This window comes from Mycobacterium sp. OTB74 (assembly GCF_029892685.1).
GTDB lineage: Bacteria > Actinomycetota > Actinomycetes > Mycobacteriales > Mycobacteriaceae > Mycobacterium.
In genome coordinates, this window is sequence record NZ_JARXVD010000007.1 from 21,099 (window position 1) to 39,569 (window position 18,471).

15 protein-coding genes are annotated in these 18,471 nt (G+C 65.9%); 1 reads left to right on the forward strand and 14 read right to left on the reverse strand.

Features of this window, described 5'->3' with window-relative positions; genetic code table 11:
* Positions 1-16: 16 nt before the first annotated feature.
* Positions 17-1,441 (forward strand): PLP-dependent aminotransferase family protein, encoded by a 1,425-nt coding sequence (locus M2432_RS11590; RefSeq protein ID WP_280826965.1) that lies wholly within the window; start codon positions 17-19, stop codon positions 1,439-1,441.
* Here M2432_RS11590 and M2432_RS11595 read toward each other — a convergent pair.
* The 14 genes from M2432_RS11595 to eccCa form a co-directional block, all read right to left on the reverse strand.
* Complete coding sequence (locus M2432_RS11595; protein ID WP_280826966.1) at positions 1,421-2,914, reverse strand: hypothetical protein; 1,494 nt, start codon at positions 2,912-2,914, stop codon at positions 1,421-1,423. The two genes, M2432_RS11590 and M2432_RS11595, sit on opposite strands and share 21 nt — an antisense overlap.
* On the reverse strand, positions 2,914-3,216 hold the full coding sequence (locus tag M2432_RS11600) for a type VII secretion target (RefSeq protein ID WP_280826967.1): 303 nt from the start codon (positions 3,214-3,216) through the stop codon (positions 2,914-2,916). The genes M2432_RS11595 and M2432_RS11600 overlap by 1 nt, the downstream gene beginning before the upstream one ends.
* Before the next feature lie 55 nt (positions 3,217-3,271).
* Positions 3,272-4,609: a phosphoglucosamine mutase gene (gene glmM / locus M2432_RS11605; protein ID WP_280826968.1), complete on the reverse strand. Its 1,338-nt coding sequence runs from the start codon at positions 4,607-4,609 to the stop codon at positions 3,272-3,274.
* Between the two features lie 148 nt (positions 4,610-4,757).
* A complete protein-coding gene (rpsI, locus tag M2432_RS11610) occupies positions 4,758-5,207 on the reverse strand; it encodes a 30S ribosomal protein S9 (RefSeq protein WP_280827133.1) in 450 nt (149 codons plus the stop codon).
* A gap of 23 nt (positions 5,208-5,230) precedes the next feature.
* Positions 5,231-5,674 carry a 50S ribosomal protein L13 gene (gene rplM, locus M2432_RS11615; protein ID WP_280826969.1) on the reverse strand — a complete coding sequence of 148 codons (444 nt, stop codon included), beginning with the start codon at positions 5,672-5,674 and terminating at the stop codon, positions 5,231-5,233.
* Between the two features lie 265 nt (positions 5,675-5,939).
* A complete protein-coding gene (gene eutC / locus M2432_RS11620; protein ID WP_280826970.1) occupies positions 5,940-6,710 on the reverse strand; it encodes an ethanolamine ammonia-lyase subunit EutC in 771 nt (256 codons plus the stop codon).
* Between the two features lie 2 nt (positions 6,711-6,712).
* On the reverse strand, positions 6,713-8,122 hold the full coding sequence (locus tag M2432_RS11625) for an ethanolamine ammonia-lyase subunit EutB (protein WP_280826971.1): 1,410 nt from the start codon (positions 8,120-8,122) through the stop codon (positions 6,713-6,715).
* Positions 8,119-9,567 (reverse strand): ethanolamine permease, encoded by a 1,449-nt coding sequence (eat, locus tag M2432_RS11630; RefSeq protein ID WP_280826972.1) that lies wholly within the window; start codon positions 9,565-9,567, stop codon positions 8,119-8,121. The genes M2432_RS11625 and eat overlap by 4 nt, the downstream gene beginning before the upstream one ends.
* A 191-nt stretch (positions 9,568-9,758) precedes the next feature.
* The gene (gene adh, locus M2432_RS11635; protein WP_280826973.1) at positions 9,759-11,282 is read right to left on the reverse strand and encodes an aldehyde dehydrogenase; all 1,524 of its coding nucleotides are present in this window, start codon (positions 11,280-11,282) and stop codon (positions 9,759-9,761) included.
* 114 nt (positions 11,283-11,396) lie between these two features.
* A complete protein-coding gene (locus M2432_RS11640; RefSeq protein WP_280826974.1) occupies positions 11,397-12,680 on the reverse strand; it encodes a transcriptional regulator in 1,284 nt (427 codons plus the stop codon).
* 154 nt (positions 12,681-12,834) lie between these two features.
* Entirely contained in the window at positions 12,835-13,131 is a 297-nt protein-coding gene (locus M2432_RS11645; RefSeq protein WP_280826975.1) for a WXG100 family type VII secretion target, read from the reverse strand.
* Between the two features lie 13 nt (positions 13,132-13,144).
* Positions 13,145-13,468 carry a WXG100 family type VII secretion target gene (locus M2432_RS11650; RefSeq protein WP_280826976.1) on the reverse strand — a complete coding sequence of 108 codons (324 nt, stop codon included), beginning with the start codon at positions 13,466-13,468 and terminating at the stop codon, positions 13,145-13,147.
* Between the two features lie 73 nt (positions 13,469-13,541).
* Positions 13,542-14,723, reverse strand: a complete 1,182-nt coding sequence (locus M2432_RS11655) for a type VII secretion-associated protein (RefSeq protein ID WP_280826977.1) — start codon at positions 14,721-14,723, stop codon at positions 13,542-13,544.
* Positions 14,705-18,370 (reverse strand): type VII secretion protein EccCa, encoded by a 3,666-nt coding sequence (gene eccCa / locus M2432_RS11660; RefSeq protein WP_280826978.1) that lies wholly within the window; start codon positions 18,368-18,370, stop codon positions 14,705-14,707. Before eccCa ends, M2432_RS11655 begins: the two co-directional genes overlap by 19 nt.
* Between the last annotated feature and the right edge of the window lie 101 nt (positions 18,371-18,471).

Sequence of the window (18,471 nt, forward strand, 5' to 3'; positions counted from 1 at the left end):
CGTCTACGATTGGTATGTGTCATGGTCCAATTCTGAAGATTCAGAGCAGACCAATCCTGCTGGCTTCCCGGCCGATATCCTGCTGGACCTCGATCGGTCGGCGCGCAGCGGCCTGGCCGCCCAACTGCAGCACCAATTGCGCACCGCCATCCAACAAGGTCGGCTCGCTGAGGGCACATTGCTGCCGGCCTCCCGAATCCTGGCCCAGCAGTTGGGTGTTTCGCGCAGTGTCGTGGTCGCCGCCTACGAGAACCTGACCGCGGACGGCTACCTCACCGGGCAGCAGGGTTCGGGTACCAGGGTCCGGCAGTCAGGCCACACAGTGCCCCCACCACAGCCGGCCGTGCGAGCTGGCAAGGCCATTCGGCTGATCGGTGGACTGCCCGACCCGGCATTGTTTCCACGCGCCGAGTGGCTGCGGCACTACCGCGCCGCACTCAACACCGTGCCCAATGATGACCTGAGCTACCCCGGCCCACTCGGCGCAGCGGAGTTACGCCAGACCCTCACCGATTATCTGGCCCGAGTCCGCGGAGTGGCCACCAGCGCCGAATACGTCCAAGTGACAACAGGAATCACCCAGGCGGTGGCCCTTCTGGTGCGGGCGCTACGAGCCCGAGGAGACCGAACCATCGCGGTGGAAGACCCGTGCTTCGGGTTCCACCGTGACGCCATCACCAATGCCGGGTTGGTTGCGGTTCCCGTGCCGGTCGACGACGACGGACTCGACGTGGAGATACTGGCTGACCTCGACGCCGACGCGGTCCTGGTCGCACCGGCCCATTCCTACCCTACCGGTGTAGTGCTCAGCCCTAGCCGACGCGCGGCCCTCATCGCCTGGGCCCTGCGCCGGCAAGCCCTGATCATCGAGGACGATTACGACGCCGAGTTCCGCTATGACAAACGTCCGATCGGCGCCCTACAGGGTCTGGCGCCCGATCTTGTCGCATACACCGGTTGCGCCAGCAAGACCCTGACCCCGGCGCTGCGACTCGGCTGGATTACCGTGCCGCCCTGGCTGATCCACGACATGACGCAGCAGAAGCTCTACGACGACATGGGCAGCACGCTGCTCGAGCAGTTGGCGTTCGCCCGTTTCGTGTCCAATGGCGGGATGGCCCGCCACCTGCGGCGAGTCCGCCCGACGTACCGACGACGCCGGGACGCCCTGCTGGCCGCACTGGCGGTTTGGTTTCCCGGCACCAACCCAACGGGCATCGCCGCGGGGCTGCACCTACACCTACAACTGCCCGACCATTGCGATGAGGACGCCATGGTCGACGCCGCATTCCACCGTGGTGTCCTGGTCGGCGGTGCGCGCTGGAACTGGGCCGACCCATCGACGGCACGCCCGGCGCTGGTGATCGGCTACGGTTCGGCCACCGAATCCGATATCGGCCGCGCCGTCGCGGTACTGGGCTCACTCGCCGACTTGAGGTAGCTGGTCGGCGGCGATCTGACACGGTGTCTTTTCGGTCGAAGGTTGCTGCGCGGCAACCGATTCCGCGGACTGCTCCGCGGCCGGTGCGTGATCGACCGGCGGTGCCGCAGCCACCGGCTCAGGTGGCGGTGCGGGTGTCGGTGCCTCAGACTGCGCAGGCGCCTGGCCGGCTACATCCTCTGCGGGCCGGACGCCCTCGGTCCCGGATTTATCGTCGGCCGGTTCAGCATCGTCGTCTTTGGTGTCCTCGCCGCCCTTTGCCTCCTCGCCGTCCTTGTCCGCTTCATCCTTCTTGTCATCGAGATCACTTGTGGTGTCAGTATTTTCACCGGCAGTATCGGGTCTCAACTCGTCGGCAGCGTCAGCGCCAAGCTCGCCCAATCCACCGATGCCGTCCGCGCCGAGGCCTGATCTGCCGGACACCAAGTTCCCGACCGCACCCAGCATCCCACCAACCACGTCGGACAGCTGTTGGCCGAGACCGCCCATCCCCGAACCGAATCCGAGACCGTCAGGCAGGCCGGCCGATGTCGCGGGAGGGGCTGCAGCTGGCGGCTCGGCGGCCGAGAGTGGCGCCGCAGTGGACGCATCTGATGCCACGCCAGAGGCCGGTGGTGCCGCAGGGCTGCCGGTCGGCTGCGCGACCCCCAACGCCGCGGCCGGCCAGGCCGACATATCCGCGGGGCCCCAGGATGGCACCGCGGCAACCGACCCGGGTGTCTGGGTTGCCGAAAATACCACTGCGGGAAGCCTTTCCGCGCTCGACGGCCATGCATCGGGGTGGTAACCACCAGGGGACAGCAAGGGCGATCCTGGCGTCCCGAACTCCAACGGAGTCGACGTCACCGCGGCCAGCGCCGAATCATATTCCGCAACAACAGCATCCGATGCTGCCTGTAAGGCGGGCAGCACCTGGCCGCAGATGACCTGGTCCACGAACGGCCACACCTGTTGGTCGACGACTTCACTGGCAGCAGCTAGATCGCCTGCGCCACCGATGACCACCCGCGCGGCAGCTGTCCACTCCGCCCGATGACCCACAGCCTGGTCGTCCGCCCACAGCACCGCCTCGACCTTGGCGTCGACCGCGCGGGACAGCCCGTCGCGCAAACCAGCGACCGCTGCAGCAGACCGGCACAATTGCGCCACCGCCGATCGCGCGTCGGCGCCGTGGCGGTCCAGATAGCCTGACGCCGCCTCCCCGCCTGCACCCGACCAGTCGGCGTTCACCGCGTGAGCACCGTTGTCCTGCAAGGACAATGCTTCCTTCGCAACTCGGGCGGCCGCGGCCAGGGACCGTGCGTCGGCATCCAATGCCGCCAGGTCCAGCCCCTTCTCGGCGTTGTACAGCTCCCCCAGCGAGGCCGCCCGATACTGATGCCCCAGGCACTGACAGGCCTCGACGTAGGTCTGGAAGGTGCTGACCGCTAGTTCCCCGGCGGCAAGACGGCCAGCGCCGTCGACGGTCATCATCAGACCAGCCGCCGTGAGAAGTCGGCATCGACACCGGTGTACCGATCGGCCGAGACCCGCAGAGTCGATGCGACCTCGGCAGACGTCTGGGCCCACGCCCGGATCTGGTCAGCCGACTGGTCCAGTGCGGCGCGCAGCGCCGAGGCCCGCGCAGCATGGTCACGGCCGCCGCAGTAGCCGTCGAAGTACCAGGTCAGCAGTGGTATCACGCCGGAACCGAGGGCATCGGCAACCGATTCGTAGCGCCGGGCGACCTCACGCACAACCAGTGGATCTATTCGAGCGGTGTCAGCTTCTCCCATGCCCAGTTTTGACGCACGGGAAGGCGGTTCGGTTCCACCTAGTTCCGAGAAATTCTCAGCGTTGCCTGCTGACCGACTCGGCCACCCGCACCGCCACCATGCGGGCGGTGTCCTCATCGGCGGCTTCCACCATGATGCGCACCACCTGCTCAGTTCCGGAGGGGCGCAACAGGATTCGGCCGGCATCACCCAGTTCGGCTTCGGCTTCGGCCACCGCCGTCTGCACAGCTGGGGCCTGGGCCACCGTCGCCTTGTTCGCCACCGCGACGTTGATCAGCACTTGAGGCAGCGTCCTCATGGGCTCGGCCAGCTCAGCCAGTGACTTCCGGGTTTGCGCCATCCGGGACATCAGCCGCAGACCCGTGACCACCCCGTCGCCGGTGGTGCCCAGGTCAGGCATGACGATGTGGCCGGACTGCTCGCCACCCAACGAATACTTGCCGGCCCGCAGCTCCTCCAAGACATAGCGGTCGCCGACGCCGGTGGTCCGCACGTCGATGCCGGCTTCGCGCATGGCCAGGTGTAGCCCCATGTTGCTCATCACCGTCGCCACCAAGGTGTTGGAGGCCAACTCCCCGGCGTCCTTCATGGCCAGCGCCAGCACCACCATGATCGCATCGCCGTCGACCAGCGTTCCGGAGGAGTCGACAGCGAGGCAGCGATCAGCATCGCCGTCGTGGGCCAGTCCCAGGTCCGCACCATGCTCAACGACGGCCCGCTGCAGCTGGGCCATGTGGGTGGAGCCGCACTCGTCGTTGATGTTCAACCCATTGGGCTCGGCGTTGATGGCGACGACATTCGCGCCCGCAGCCCGATAGGCCTGAGGAGCAGCAGCCGACGCGGCGCCATGCGCGCAGTCGACGACGACGGTCAACCCGTCCAACGGCGCGACGGCAGCCTTGGTGGCATGGGTGAGGTAGCGATCCACAGCGTCGGCCGCATCGATAACCCGGCCGATACCCGATCCGGTGGGACGAGCGCCCGGCCCGCCAGAGACCAGCTCGGCGATGCGGTCCTCGGTGTCGTCGTCGAGCTTGTGCCCGCCGGCCCCGAAAATCTTGATGCCGTTGTCCGGCATGGGGTTGTGCGACGCGGAGATCATCACGCCGAGATTGGCGTCGTAAGAGCCGGTCAAGTAGGCCACCGCGGGGGTCGGCAGTACGCCGACCCGCAGTACGTCGACACCCTCGCTGGTGATACCGGCGATGACCGCAGCTTCCAGCATCTCGCCGCTGGCTCGCGGGTCGCGTCCGACCACCGCGATGCGGCGTCCGTTGCCTGCCGTGGCGCACAACCGGCGGGCCGCAGCGGACCCCAGCGCCAGCGCCAGTTCAGCGGTTAGGTCACGGTTTGCGACGCCACGGACTCCATCGGTGCCGAACAGCCGACTCATCGACCTGCTTTCCTCCTCCTGCCCAGACTGCACGTCCGGACCACACGCGTGCTTGAAATGCCCCAAAAAGATGGCGGGGATAGTCCCCATGAAACGCCGAAGGCGGGCGTGTCCATACTGCGACACGCCCGCCCACGAGCGGAAACGATCAGCGCTTGCTGTACTGAGGCGCCTTGCGGGCCTTCTTGAGGCCGTACTTCTTGCGCTCGATGGCACGCGGGTCACGGGTCAGGAACCCGGCCTTCTTGAGTGCCGGACGATCCTCGGGCTGAACCAGGATCAGCGCACGGGCGATGGCCAGACGCAGCGCGCCAGCCTGCCCGGACGGGCCGCCACCATCGAGGTGGGCGTAGATGTCCACGGTGTCGACCCGGTCAACGGTCACCAGCGGAGCCTTGATCAGCTGCTGGTGCACCTTGTTCGGGAAGTAGTCCTCCAGGCTGCGGCCGTCCAGGTTGAACTTGCCGGTGCCGGGCACCAGACGAACGCGGACGACGGCTTCCTTGCGGCGGCCAACGGTCTGGATGGGACGGTCGATGTGCACGGGCTCGCGCGGTGCCGACTCTTCGGTCACCTCGACCGCAGAATCTTCAGCCACTTCAGCCGCTTCAACGATTTCAGTCACTGGGCCACCTGCTTGATCTCGTAAGGAATCGGCTGCTGAGCGGCGTGCGGATGATCGGGACCCGCGTACACCTTCAGCTTCTTCTGCACCTGGCGCGACAGCTTGTTGTGCGGGAGCATGCCGACGATCGCGTTCTCAACGGTGCGAGTCGGGTGCTTCACCAGCTGCTCGGCGATGGACCGCTTGCTCAGACCGCCCGGGAAACCCGAGTGACGGTAAGCAAACTTGTCGGTGAGCTTCTTGCCCGACAGGGCAATCTTCTCGGCATTGATGACGATGACGAAGTCACCTTCATCGGAATTGGGCGTGAACGTCGGCTTGTGCTTGCCGCGCAGCAGGTTGGCTGCTGCAACGGCGAGCCGGCCGAGCACCACGTCTTCGGCGTCGATGACGTACCACTGACGCGTGGTGTCACCCGCCTTCGGCGTGAATGTAGGCACAGCTATACCTCTTCTTCTCGGGTGGTTCCCGGAGCTACCGGGTGCCGGTCAAGTACGCGACCTGCTATTTCCCGGCGACCGACGGTGACCCGGGAACCACTGACCTCTCGGCCTGCAGCGCACCAACGAAGCAGCTTACCTGCGGGCGTCGCCGCAGGTCAAAACGCGTGGACGACCGCCCCCACCCTCGCCCAAATGGACAAACGGGCCGGAAAGTGCGAGTAGAACCGGCCAGAACGTAGATCGAGGCGCGGTAGCGCGGAACTCAGGTCAGCTCAGTGACGCCGGGGGCAGTCAACGCAGTGTCGCGCGAGGTGTCCTTCAGGTCGACGCCTGACCGGCCCAACGCCCGAGCCCCGGCCACCAGCCCCGCGGCAACCCGCGCGGCCTCGGCGTAGCCCAACCCTTCCGGCGGGTGGATGTTCGAGATGCAGTTGCGGTCGGCGTCGGTTCGTCCCGGCATCGGCAAATGCGTGAGGTAGATGCCCAGACTGTCCGCGACGGACAAGCCTGGCCGCTCCCCAATGATCACCAGGAGCGTCCGCACCCGTGCGGCTGCGCCGATGTGGTCCCCCAATGCGACCCGGGCCTGGGTCGCGATCACCGGCGGAGCAAGGGTGTAGTCGTCACGCAGTGCAGCGACAAGTTCGGCCAGCAGCGCGGGTCCGTGTTTGGCCAGGGCGTACGGCGATAGTCCGTCGGCGAGCACAAACCCGATGTCGGCGGGGGTTTCCGGGACCTCGAGCGGTTCGTCCGGTATCCGGCCCAGGTCAGGGCGGCGCAGGTACTCACTGCGGGACTCGGCCCGGCTACGCACCGCGGCCGGCTCGCCGATACCGACCTCGCGTACCCGGGTAATCATGTCCTCGACGTCCAGCGGTTCGTGCACGGCATCGCGGGCTGCCGCGTGGGCCGCGGCCAGTTCCAGAACCTGCCGCGTCGGCAGGGCGTTGCCCGCCCGCCCCAATCCAATCCGGGCCTGGGTGGTCTTGCGCAATTCGTCCCAAAACTCTTGGACCGCAACATCTTCAGTCATGTTCACCCTGCCTGGGTCAGTGCCCGCAGCGGCGAGTGCCGCAGGTCGAATTGGGTCAGGCGCCCGGCCTGGTCCATCATGCCGGTCTGCTGCAGCCAGACCTCGAACTCGGGCGCCGGGCGCAGCCCCAGAGTGCGCCGGACCGCGAGCACGTCGTGGAAGGACAGGCTCTGGTAGCCCAGCATCACGTCGTCGGCACCGGGGACGGTGATCACGAAGGCGCACTGCGCGGCCGCCAACAGGGTCAGCAGGGTGTCCATGTCGTTCTGGTCGGCCTCGGCGTGGTTGGTGTAGCAGACGTCGACACCCATCGGCAGGCCCAGCAGCTTGCCGCAGAAGTGGTCTTCTAACCCGGCCCGGATGATCTGCCGTCCGTCGTAGAGGTATTCCGGGCCGATGAACCCGACGACGGTGTTGACCAGCAATGGGTCCAGCGCGCGACCCACTCCATAGGCGCGGGCTTCCAAGGTCTGCTGGTCGACGGGCCTGCCTCCGGTACCCAGGTGGCCACCGGAGCTCAAGGCCGAACCCTGCCCGGTCTCCAGGTACATCACGTTGTTGCCGACGGTGCCACGGTTCAGCGACCGGCCTGCCTCGTTGCCTTCGAGCAGCAGTGCCATGTCGACGCCGAAGGCCTTGTTCGCGCTCTCGGTGCCGGCCACCGACTGGAACACCAGATCCACCGGTGCGCCGGCCTCGATCAGTCCGATGGTGGTGGTGATGTGCGACAGCACGCAGGACTGCGCCGGGATGTCGTAGCGGCTGCGGATGTTGTCCAGCAGGTGCAGCAGGTCCGCGGTGGCCTGCGGCGAATCGGTGGCCGGGTTGATGCCGATGACGGCGTCGCCGCACCCCATCAGCAGACCGTCCAGTACCGCAGCCGCGATGCCGCGCGGGTCGTCCGTCGGGTGGTTGGGCTGCAGCCGGGTGGCCAGGGTGCCCGGCAGACCCACGGTGGTGCGGAAGGCGGCCCGAACCTGGGTAGCCGCGGTGACGGCGATCAGGTCCTGGTTGCGCATGATCTTCGAGACGGCAGCGGCCATCTCCGGGGTGATGCCCGGGGCGACGGCCGCAATGCGGGCCGCCGCGTCGTCCCGGGCCACGGTGTCCAGCAGCCAGTCCCGGAAACCTCCGACGGTCAGGTGAGAGATTTCCGAAAATGCCTGCCGGTCATGGGAATCCATGATCAGCCGAGTGACCTCGTCGGTCTCGTACGGCACCACCGCATCGTTGAGGAAGGTGTCCAGCGGGAGCTCTGCCAGTGCCCAGGCCGCCGCCGCGCGCTCGGCGTCGCTGCCCGCGGCGCATCCGGCGAGCTCGTCGCCCGAGCGCAGCGGCGTGGCCTTGGCCATCAGGTCCACGAGCCCGTCGAAGGTGTAATTCACCCCCGAAATCCGCTGGTGGTATTTCATTTCAGCTCGTCCTCGGCTTCCGCGAGCATTGCGAACTCCTCATCAGGCGAGTTTGCCACCAAACGGTGCCTGCTGTAGAGCGCGAAGTACAGCATGAAGGCGGCGAACACCGCCAGGCACAGGCCTGCAGCGACGGGGTTGACCACGAAGGTCGAGATCACTGCCACCACCGCAACCACCAGCGCGAAGCCCGTGGTGACAATGCCGCCCGGCGTGCGGTACGGCCGGTGCATACCGGGCTCGCGGACCCGCAGCACGATGTGGCTGACCATCATCAGGACGTAGCTCAACGCAGCACCGAAAACAGCCATGTTGAGGATCAGGTCACCGTGACCGGTCAGCGACAGCAGGAAGGCGACGACGCCCGGAACGATCAGGGCCAGTGTCGGGGCTTTTCGCGAGTTGGTGACCGACAGCCGCGTCGGCAGGTAGCCGGCCCGGGACAGCGCGAAGGTCTGCCGCGAGTACGCGTAGATGATCGAGAAAAAGCTGGCGATCAGACCGAACAAGCCGATGTAGTTGACTGCCTTGGCCGCCATGCCGTGTCCACCGAGCGCCTGCACCAGCGGGTCGTCGACATGTGACATCGCCTCCGCGCCAGTGGCGCCGGTAGCCAGGAACAGCACAGCCGCACAGGTGACGATCAGCACCAACATCGCCGCGATGATGCCGCGGGGCACATTCTTTTCCGGGTTGGCAGTTTCCTCGGCAGCCAGCGGCACACCCTCGACCGCCAGGAAGAACCAGATCGCGAACGGAATCGCGGCCCAGATGCCCAGGTATCCGTGCGGCAGGAAGGACGATGCTCCGGCCGCAGCGGCGTCGGGCGCGATGTTGGTCAGGTTCGCGACGTCGAAGCTGCCAATGGCGTTGACCGAGAAGATGACCAGGCCCAGCAGCGCGACGGCGGTGATCACGAACATCAGCCGCAGCGCTTCACCGACGCCGGCGAGGTGGATGCCGATGAAGATGACGAACGCCGCCAGGTACACCCACCAGCCTTTGTGAATCCCGAAGAGCCCCAACGATTCGACGTAGCCGCCGATGAACGTGGCAATGGCCGCCGGGGCGATCGAGTACTCGATGAGAATCGCAGTGCCGGTGGCGAAACCACCCCATGGACCCAATGCACGGCGGGCGAAGGTGTAGCCGCCGCCGGCCGCGGGCAATGCCGAGGACAGTTCAGCCAGGCCCAGCACCATGCAGAAGTACATGGCGGCGATGATCACCACGGCGATCAGCAGGCCGCCGAAACCGCCTTGCGCGAGGCCGAAATTCCAGCCGGAGAAGTCGCCGGAGATGACGTAGCTGACGCCGAGGCCGGCGAGCAGCAGCCAGCCCGCGGTGCCCTTCTTCAGCTGGCGCTTCCGGAGGTATTCGTCGCTCTCGATGTGCTCTTCGACACCGTGAGCGGCGTGCTCACTCGGTGGATTGGTAATTGACACTTCAAACTCCTATGGGAATGGCGGAACGCCACGGTCGCCTGCCCCCAGAAATGCCTGGTGCCGACGTGGATTGATTTGTCGCCGAACGCTTTAGGGCAGCGCCGACCAAAGTGCCCGGTGTGAGCGCCCGCCCCCAGGGGGGCGCTCGTCACAGGGAGATCAGAAATCTCGCTTCCTCGCGCGAGCGCCTGTCAGAAGAACCCTTGGGCCTTGGTCGAATACGACACCAGCAGGTTCTTGGTCTGCTGGTAGTGATCCAGCATCATCTTGTGGTTTTCCCGGCCGATGCCGGACTGCTTGTAGCCGCCGAACGCCGCGTGTGCGGGATACATGTGGTAGCAGTTGGTCCACACCCGACCGGCCTTGATGTCGCGTCCGGCCCGGTACGCGGTGTTGCCGTCGCGGCTCCACACCCCGGCACCCAGGCCGTACAGGGTGTTGTTGGCGATCGAGATGGCGTCGTCGTAGTCCTTGAATGACGTCACCGAGACCACGGGGCCGAAAATCTCCTCCTGGAAAATCCGCATGCCGTTGTTGCCGGCGAAGATGGTCGGGCTGACGTAGTAGCCGCCGTTGAGGTCGCCACCGAGCTGAGCCCGCTCGCCACCGGTAATCAGCTGCGCCCCTTCGGATTTGCCAATCTCGATGTAGGACAGGATCTTCTCCAGCTGGTCATTGGACGCCTGGGCGCCGACCATGGTCTCGGTGTCCAGCGGGTCGCCCTGGCGCACTGCCTTGGTCCGGACCGCGGCAAGTGCCAGGAACTCGTCGTAGATGTCGGCCTGGATCAGGCTGCGCGACGGGCAGGTGCACACCTCACCCTGATTCAGGGCGAACATGGTGAACCCTTCCAGAGCCTTGTCCTGGAAGTCGTCGGCGGCGGCCAGCACGTCGTTGAAGAAGATGTTGGGGCTCTTGCCGCCCAGCTCGAGCGTGACCGGAATCAGGTTCTGGCTGGCGTACTGCATGATCAACCGGCCGGTGGTGGTCTCACCGGTGAACGCAATCTTGGCGATCCGGTTGCTCGACGCCAGCGGCTTACCAGCCTCGACGCCAAAACCGTTGACCACGTTGACAGTACCCGGCGGCAGCAGGTCGCCGATCACCGAGAACAGGAACATGATCGAGGCCGGGGTCTGCTCGGCCGGCTTGAGCACAATCGCGTTGCCTGCGGCCAGGGCCGGTGCCAGCTTCCAGACCGCCATCAGGATCGGGAAGTTCCACGGGATGATCTGTCCGACCACGCCGAGCGGCTCATGGAAGTGGTAGGCGACGGTATCGTCGTCGATCTCAGAGATCGAGCCTTCCTGAGCCCGCAGCACGCCGGCGAAATACCGGAAGTGGTCAACCGCCAACGGAATATCGGCGGCCAGGGCCTCACGCACCGGCTTGCCGTTGTCCCACGACTCGGCGACGGCGATAGCCTCGAGGTTCTGTTCCATCCGGTCGGCGATCAGGTTCAGCACCCGGGCGCGGGCGGCCGGCGCGGTCTTGCCCCAGGCGGGGGCGGCGGCATGGGCGGCATCGAGTGCCTTCTCGATGTCGGACTCGTCCGAACGGGCGATCTCGCAGAACACCTCACCGGTCACCGGGGTGCGGTTTTCGAAGTACCGGCCCGCATTGGGAGCCACCCACTCGCCGTTGATGTAGTTGTCGTAGCGAGCCGGATACGTCATCACCGAGCCCTCAGCTCCGGGACGCGCGTAAACAGTCATGGGTCTCACTCCTAGCCGTATTGATGACACTGCCGTTTAGCCGACACTGTGTTGCTGATCACCAACGGTAGTCCGTCATGCGTTGCATCACAGTTGCATCGTTTCGGCCCGTCGTCAGGCCAGTTCTGCATCCAACCCGGCCAGGTGCCCGACGGCCTGCGCACGGACCACCGCATCAGCCGACGGGTGGTTCTGCAACAGCTGCCAGCCGTGCCGGTCGTCGCGGCCGTCAGGCAGAGCTAACCAACGGCGAAGCAACCCAACGTGTCCGGCAGCCGAAGCCGAGAGCACTGCGCTTCTCATGCTCTCGCCCAACTCGGTACGCAACCGGGCGACCGCAGGAGAGGCCGACTGCGGCAGCAGTGCACCCGAGTAGTACGTCAACGCGGCGTCGACATCGCCACGTTGCAACGCCGCGAACACGTCCGCCAGATCACTGTCCACCGGGGCCAGCAGCCGGTAGGGCCGCGACGCGACAAACTGCGCGCCGATCACCCGCCGCAACCGCGACATCTCGACTCTGATGGTCACCGCGTCAAGATCGTTGTCGTCCAACAACATTGCCAGGTGGTCGGCTGTCAGTCCTTCCGGATGCCGAGTCAGTAGCACCAGGATGTCGGCGTGACGGCCAGTGAGCGCGTGCTGTCTGGGCTGGCCGTCGTCACCAGTCACGACCCAGCACGGCCGGTTTGCGCCCAGCACCGTGAGCCGGGGTTGCGCGGAGACGGCAACTGGCTGGATCAGGCGCTGCAGCGCCAGGTGGTTCTCGATGGCCATCACCGTGGCACGCAGCAGGGCAAGTGTCTGAGTCGAGGCAACCTCACTGTCCCCGGTCAGATCTATGCAGCCGATCTGCGCACCACTGACCGGATCGTGCACCGGCACCGCGGTACAGGTCCAGGGTTGCACCAGCCGGGAGAAATGTTCGGACCCGCAGATCTGTAGCTCCCGGTCCAGCGCCAGTGCGGTACCCGGCGCATTGGTGCCCGCGCCGCGTTCGCTCCAGTCGGCACCTGGCACGAAGTTCATCGTCTCGGCCTTCGCGATGGCTTCCGAGTCGCCCTCCACCCACAGCAGCGTGCCGTCGGCGCCGGTGACCGCAACCACGACACCGGTGTCCTTGGCATCGTCGACCAGGAGCTTGCGGATCACCGGCAGCGCCGGGGCTAGCGGCTGAGCAGCCCGGATCTGATCCAGCGCGACCGCAGTTGATGCGGTCTGTGCGCCGCCGCGGTCCGGATCCACGCCGGTTGCCAGGCTCCGCCGCCAACTCTCGGCAATGATCGGGCGGACAGCGGAATCGAGGTGGTCGGCGTCCAGTTCACCGGTGATGAACCGTTGGTGCACAGCCACCAATTCTGAGCCGGCCGACGGCTCCGTGAACCGGCTGGTTACCACGGCAATCACACTCCTCGCGGGCCCAGTATGGCCACCCACGTCGCCGTTAGGGTAGTCGACCTGGCGGGCAGATCAGCGGGAGTTCGCCCTGACTGTGTGGTCTTGCCCCCAGCTCTCCTTCCAGGGGCAAGACCACACAGAGCTCGTGGTGGGCCTAGAAGGCCCAGTCGCCGGCAGCCCGACGATCAGTGGCCGCGACGTCGTCGGCGCCGTCCCGCACCGCGTTTCCCAGGCTGTGCAGGATGTCATTGAGCGCCGCCGCCGACTGATTCCAGCGCGCCTGCTCGGCACTGAATGCCTCGGCGGCCTCGCGCGTCCAGGTGGCCTGCAGCGGAGCGACCAGTTGGCGCAACTCCTCTAGAGCGGTGTTAAGCCGCGACGAGGTTGTGTGAATCTGCTGACGAACGGTGAACTCGATCTCGCCAAAGTTGTACGAAAGTACCGATGCCATGACCGCCTCGACTTCAGATGGTGTGTCCGGTGGCGCCAATGCGCTGCGAATGCGCCTCCGCCGAGTATCGAAGCGACTCGGCGTTGGCTCGGATGGTCTCGGCGATGCGCTGCAACGAGGCATGCAGCCTGATCGACTCGGTGTTCCAGCGATTGACCACGTCCTGAAACCGCGTGGCCGCTGCGCCACCCCAGACGGTCGGCGGAATCGCGGTCATCTGGCCGATGAAGCTGCCCAGCATGGCCCGAATCTCCTCGTTGCGCCCATCGATCTTGGTCGAGACACCCGCCATCTGATCGAAATCGGCATTCAGGGCGCCACTTTCCGGTGCTGTCATGGTGTTCCTCTCTGTTGTTTGATTGATTGGACGCACCGGTCGGCGATTCGGTTCCATCTTTTTCGGGGACTCTTCAGCCGACCCGGTGCGCCGAGCGCACGGCCGTCTCGCAGTGCGGGCGTGCAGCGGCGCCCTGGCAGCCGATGGCGATCCGCACTGGCCCGTCGAGCACCACCGACCAGTCGACGACCTTGCCGGCCCGTACCTCGCGATAGGTGACGGCGGATCGGCCTGCGCTGGTGCCGCCGCCATTGAAGTCGACGACGACGCCGACCGGCAGCCCGGAGGCGGCATCGCGCAGCGACCGCGCGGCCTGCTCCAATGTGTGCCCTGGCGGAACCAGCGTCTGGGTGATGTGAAGGGCTTGCGCTGGATCCGTGGGTGAAATCACCTGCACCCGTGCCGAACCCGAGCCTGACGCCACCCGGTCCACCGCCCACTGCGCCGGAACCTGGACGGCCACCCGGCCCTCCACCATCCAGGTCAGTTCGGTCGGAGTGGCGACGGCCACCGGGTCTGGGTGAGCACCGCCATCATGTGGCACCGCGAGCACCAATGACCCGGCCACTGATATGACACCGACACCGATCACCGCGGTTCGGGTCCAGAATCGACGCCTGGAAATGTCGGTGTCAGGCGGTGTCGTGGACTCCATATCGACATGCTCCAAGAGGTCGGGGCATCGCAGAATCCGAGCCTGCACTCCCCTATTCCTCAGTTGCTCAGCGATTTCCGACGCCAGCTCGGCAGCTCCTGGAACCGCCGCAGGCGCATCGACCACCACGTCATCGGTGGCCCGCACATGGGCGAGGACCGCGTCGGACATACTCATCGTCCTGCGCAGCGGCACCGCCGCCACCCCTGGCCGTGCGATCCGCACCAGGTCCTGCCCCACCTCTACCACCACGCACGTCGGCCAGCCAGCTACCGCACGGAGCACATCATCACGCTGCTGTGCAATGACATTCGCTGCGCAATGCTGCGCGGACCGCTGCACTCGGCGTATCCGCACCGATGTCCACCACGTCGGGAACACCACGGTCACGGCGCCGGCCTCGCCACCGACAGCCGCGGATATCACCGCACACCAAATCCGGTCAGAATCGACCACTGCCCTACCCTGTAGCCCCAACGGGTCATCGATGCAGTCGAGGGCTTGCGAAACCAACTCGCCGTCAACGCTTTCCGGACCCGTGATGGTCGCCGGCCCCACAACCACCGTCGCGTGCGACCGCATCACGGCGGATCGGTCCATGCGAGCTGGACCAGTCGATCAGGCTGGCCGTGCCGCACCACAACAGCGCGCCCAGGAGGCAACGGCATCGGGCGGGCAGCGCCCAGCAGCACCCCTTCCTCGGGACCCGCGCTCATCATCAGCCCGGCGGCACCCAGATCACGCAGGCGCGCCAGAATCGGGTCGAACATGGCGCGCGCAGCACCCCCTGAACGCCGTGCCACCACCACATGCAGTCCGATGTCTTGGGCATGTGGCAGTAGGTCCAGAAGCGGGTTCAGCGGATTGACTGCCGACCCCGCAACCAGGTCGTAATCATCCACCACGACATAGATTTCGGGGCCTGACCACCACGATCTGTCCCGAAGCTGCCGTTGGGTGACACCCGGGCCGGGCATCCGTGCCGCCAGTTCCTCCAGCACCAGTGCCAGCTCAGTCTGCACGGTGGAAGTCGACATCGCATAGCCATACAGGTGCGCGGTCTCGACGACTCCCAGCAATGTCCGCCGGAAGTCGACGATCAGCAGTCGGGCCTGGGTCGGATCGGCCTGGTCGGCAATCACTCGGCATAACAGGCGTAGTGCCGCGGTTTTACCGCAACCGGTCTCACCCAGCACGATCAGATTCGACTCGGTGGCCAGATTCACCGCAAACGGCCGTAATTCCTCCTCGGACACACCGATGACCAGGCCCGGCGGCTGGTCGTCGGGGCCGGCGCGCAACTCGTCGAGGCCGACCCGCAACGGCAGCAGCTCGATCGCCGGTGCGCACACGTCGCCCGGAAGGCGCCGGGGACAGGCGTTGAGCTCAGGTAAGGCAACAGCGAATTCCTTTCCATCGCCGGTTATTCCGCGACCGGGTGGACTTCCGCTCAACAGCTGCGCGCGGCGGCGGTCCATCTCGGATTCCGAAGGGTCACCGAGCCGAAGCTCGATCCGCGTGCCGAGGTGGTCCTTCAACATGGGCCGCAATTCGGCCCAGCGACCGGCCGTCAACACCAGGTGAAGACCAACCGAAAGTCCCTGTGCCGCCATGGCAGTGATGCTGTCTTCGAGAATCTCGAACTCACGACGCAGCGCACCCCAACCGTCGACGGCAAGCACCACCTCCCCGTAGCCATCTTGGAACGGAGTCTGGGGCCCGTATCGCTGCCGGAAGTCCAATCGACGCCGACACAGCGCGGACAGCTGAGACACGATCCGCCGCACAAGTTCCGGTTCATGCCGTCCCGCCACGGTCCCAACGTGCGGCATCTCTGACAGCGCCATCAGTGCACCTTCACTCAAATCCAGACCATAGATGCTCAAGTTACCGGGCTGCTGGGTGCGGGCCAGCCCCATCAGCAAGGTCTGCGCGACCGTCGATTTGCCTGAGCGCGGACCCCCGACAATCGCTACGTGTCCACCGGCACCGTTGAGGTCGACCGTCAGCAGGTCGTGTCTCTGGTGAAACGGGTTGTCCACCAACCCGATCGGAATACGCAACCCAGCCCAGCCGGATCTGCCTCCCAGCAACTCTGACAACGCAGGCGGCTTGTCCAACGGCGGCAGCCACACCCGGTGGGCCGGCGTGCCGCGCCCGGCCACGGCTTGTAGCACGGTGTTCAGCAGTGTCGGTCCGGGACGCGCATCGCTGTCTGCTTGAACCGGCGGCGACGTGGTGAACAGGCAGGGCACGTGCGCCTCGTCCTCGGCACGCGGGAGACCGCCGGAGACGAACGCCGTGCGGAACCGGAGCAATCTTCCGTCTGCTGTCTTGAGGTAGCCGGCACCCGGTGTGCCCGGCAACTCGTGAGCGTCAGCAACACCGAGCACGGCTCGCGACTCGGATGCCGAGAAGGTCTTGAGGCAGACCCGGTAGGACAGATGAGTTTCCAAACCACGAAGTCGACCCTCGTCCAACCGCTGACTGGCCAGGAGCAGGTGGATACCCAGTGACCGGCCGAGCCGCCCGATCGCCACGAACAACTCGGCGAAATCCGGATGCTGACTGAGCAATTCGGAAAACTCGTCGATCACGATGAACAAGGTCGGCAGCGGCGGCAGGTCGGCGCCGATCGCCCGTGCTCGACGATAATCAGCTATACCGGCCAGGTTCCCGGCGGCCCGCAACACCGCCTGTCGGCGGGTCATCTCTCCGGAAAGGGCATCGCGCATACGAGCCACCAGAGGAGCCTCCTGCGCCAGATTGGTGATCACAGCCGCAACATGGCTGGCCTTCTCGAATCCGAGAAATGTTGCACCCCCCTTGAAGTCGACCAAGATCAGGTTCAGATCATCCGGCGAGTGCGTGGCGATCAGGCCGAGCGTAAGCGTTCTCAGGAACTCTGATTTTCCCGAACCTGTTGCACCGATGCATAATCCGTGCGGACCCATACCGTGTTCGGCCGGCTCCTTCAAATCGAGATCGACCGGCTCCCCGCTTTCCGTCGTCCCGATCGGAACTCGCAACCGCGCCCCCTCAGCCCGTCGCCGCCACATCAGCTCCAGTTCGACCGCTATCTGTGCGTCAAAGCCCAACAACGCCGGCCAATCCCGGGACGCATCCGCGGATCCCGCGGCCAACCGGAATCGGGCCAGCCTGCGGGCGCAATTCTCTGCTTGCAGCACCGTGAGTTGATCTGCCCGGGTGTCAGCGGATACCTCAGCGCATCCCAGTGCTCTCAGCTCGCCTGATTGCACCACCATTGATGGTTCTCCGAGGGCCGAATCCGGTTCGGCCACAACGAGCACCGTCACGCTGTCGCAATCGTCCACACCGTTCATGGGAACCCCATCCACCACCATCACGAGGTGACAGCCGGCTGCCAGCGCATCACCGGATGCGACGGCCCTGCCAGGATCTTCAAACCGCAGTAGTGGACCGCCGAGACGTCCAGAATGGTGATGGTGCGGCAGCCATTTCAGCCACTCCCACTCTGCTGACCCAGTCGCAGCCGCAACCCTCACCTGGTCAGGGCCGTGCAGCACCGCCAGCTGACAGATCATCGCGCGCAGCAGCCCGCGGGCTCCGTCACCGCCGATATGCATCTCGCGGTACCGATTCAGTGCGATGGTGACCGGCGCGTCGGGCACGGTGGCACAGTCCCGCAACAGCCGTTGCAAGGCTTGTTCTGTCACCGGATCTCGTACTTCCCCACCGGTGCGCGGTCCGGTGACGAGGCGGGTGCTCAGCGTCTGACTGCCCAGACCGACCCGGATCTCGGTGAAATCTCGGTCACTGCAAAGGCGTTCCCACATCCGCGGGCTGCCGACCAGCGTCCACAGGGCGCCCGGAGCCGGATGGTCCTCATGCAGTCGACGGTATTGCTCCGCCGCAGTCAGCTCCGCGCAGTCTCCGATCGCGTCGAGGTACACCAGGTAATCGCGGCGATCGGCATCGATCTCGCCGGACCGTTGCACACCGCGCGAGCCATAGACCAGGCTGCCGACCATCGACAGCGCCATCGTCGCCGGGAACAGTAGGAACACCGGACTGCGTCCGGCTGCGGCTCCAGACCGGAAGTAGAAGACGAACATTCCAGCCATGGCAAGCAGCATCAGTATTGGCAGCACACGGCTGACCATGCTGCCTGAAGCGGCCTGCGGTATGGCCGGCGGCAGGCGCAACTCGATGTCGTCCGTTGCGGGCATGACCACCGGACGTCGCACAACCCTGGTGAACTCCATCGACTATCAGACGCGGCACGCGGCCGTTCGGTTCCATGATTTTGCCGTGAATTTTGCCGTCCGAGGCCCGGTTCGACTGCGGTTAGGGTGATGGCGGGCTC

Excerpts from the sequence above, each read along its gene's own strand:
- M2432_RS11595 (WP_280826966.1), bottom strand. The coding sequence starts at position 2,914 with ATGATGACCGTCGACGGCGCTGGCCGTCTTGCCGCCGGGGAACTAGCG.
- adh (WP_280826973.1), bottom strand. The coding sequence starts at position 11,282 with ATGACTGTTTACGCGCGTCCCGGAGCTGAGGGCTCGGTGATGACGTAT.
- eccCa (WP_280826978.1), bottom strand. The coding sequence starts at position 18,370 with ATGGAGTTCACCAGGGTTGTGCGACGTCCGGTGGTCATGCCCGCAACG.
- M2432_RS11655 (WP_280826977.1), bottom strand. The coding sequence starts at position 14,723 with ATGGACCGATCCGCCGTGATGCGGTCGCACGCGACGGTGGTTGTGGGG.
- M2432_RS11650 (WP_280826976.1), bottom strand. The coding sequence starts at position 13,468 with ATGACAGCACCGGAAAGTGGCGCCCTGAATGCCGATTTCGATCAGATG.
- M2432_RS11625 (WP_280826971.1), bottom strand. The coding sequence starts at position 8,122 with ATGAAATACCACCAGCGGATTTCGGGGGTGAATTACACCTTCGACGGG.
- eutC (WP_280826970.1), bottom strand. The coding sequence starts at position 6,710 with ATGACTGAAGATGTTGCGGTCCAAGAGTTTTGGGACGAATTGCGCAAG.
- glmM (WP_280826968.1), bottom strand. The coding sequence starts at position 4,609 with ATGAGTCGGCTGTTCGGCACCGATGGAGTCCGTGGCGTCGCAAACCGT.
- M2432_RS11600 (WP_280826967.1), bottom strand. The coding sequence starts at position 3,216 with ATGGGAGAAGCTGACACCGCTCGAATAGATCCACTGGTTGTGCGTGAG.
- M2432_RS11645 (WP_280826975.1), bottom strand. The coding sequence starts at position 13,131 with ATGGCATCGGTACTTTCGTACAACTTTGGCGAGATCGAGTTCACCGTT.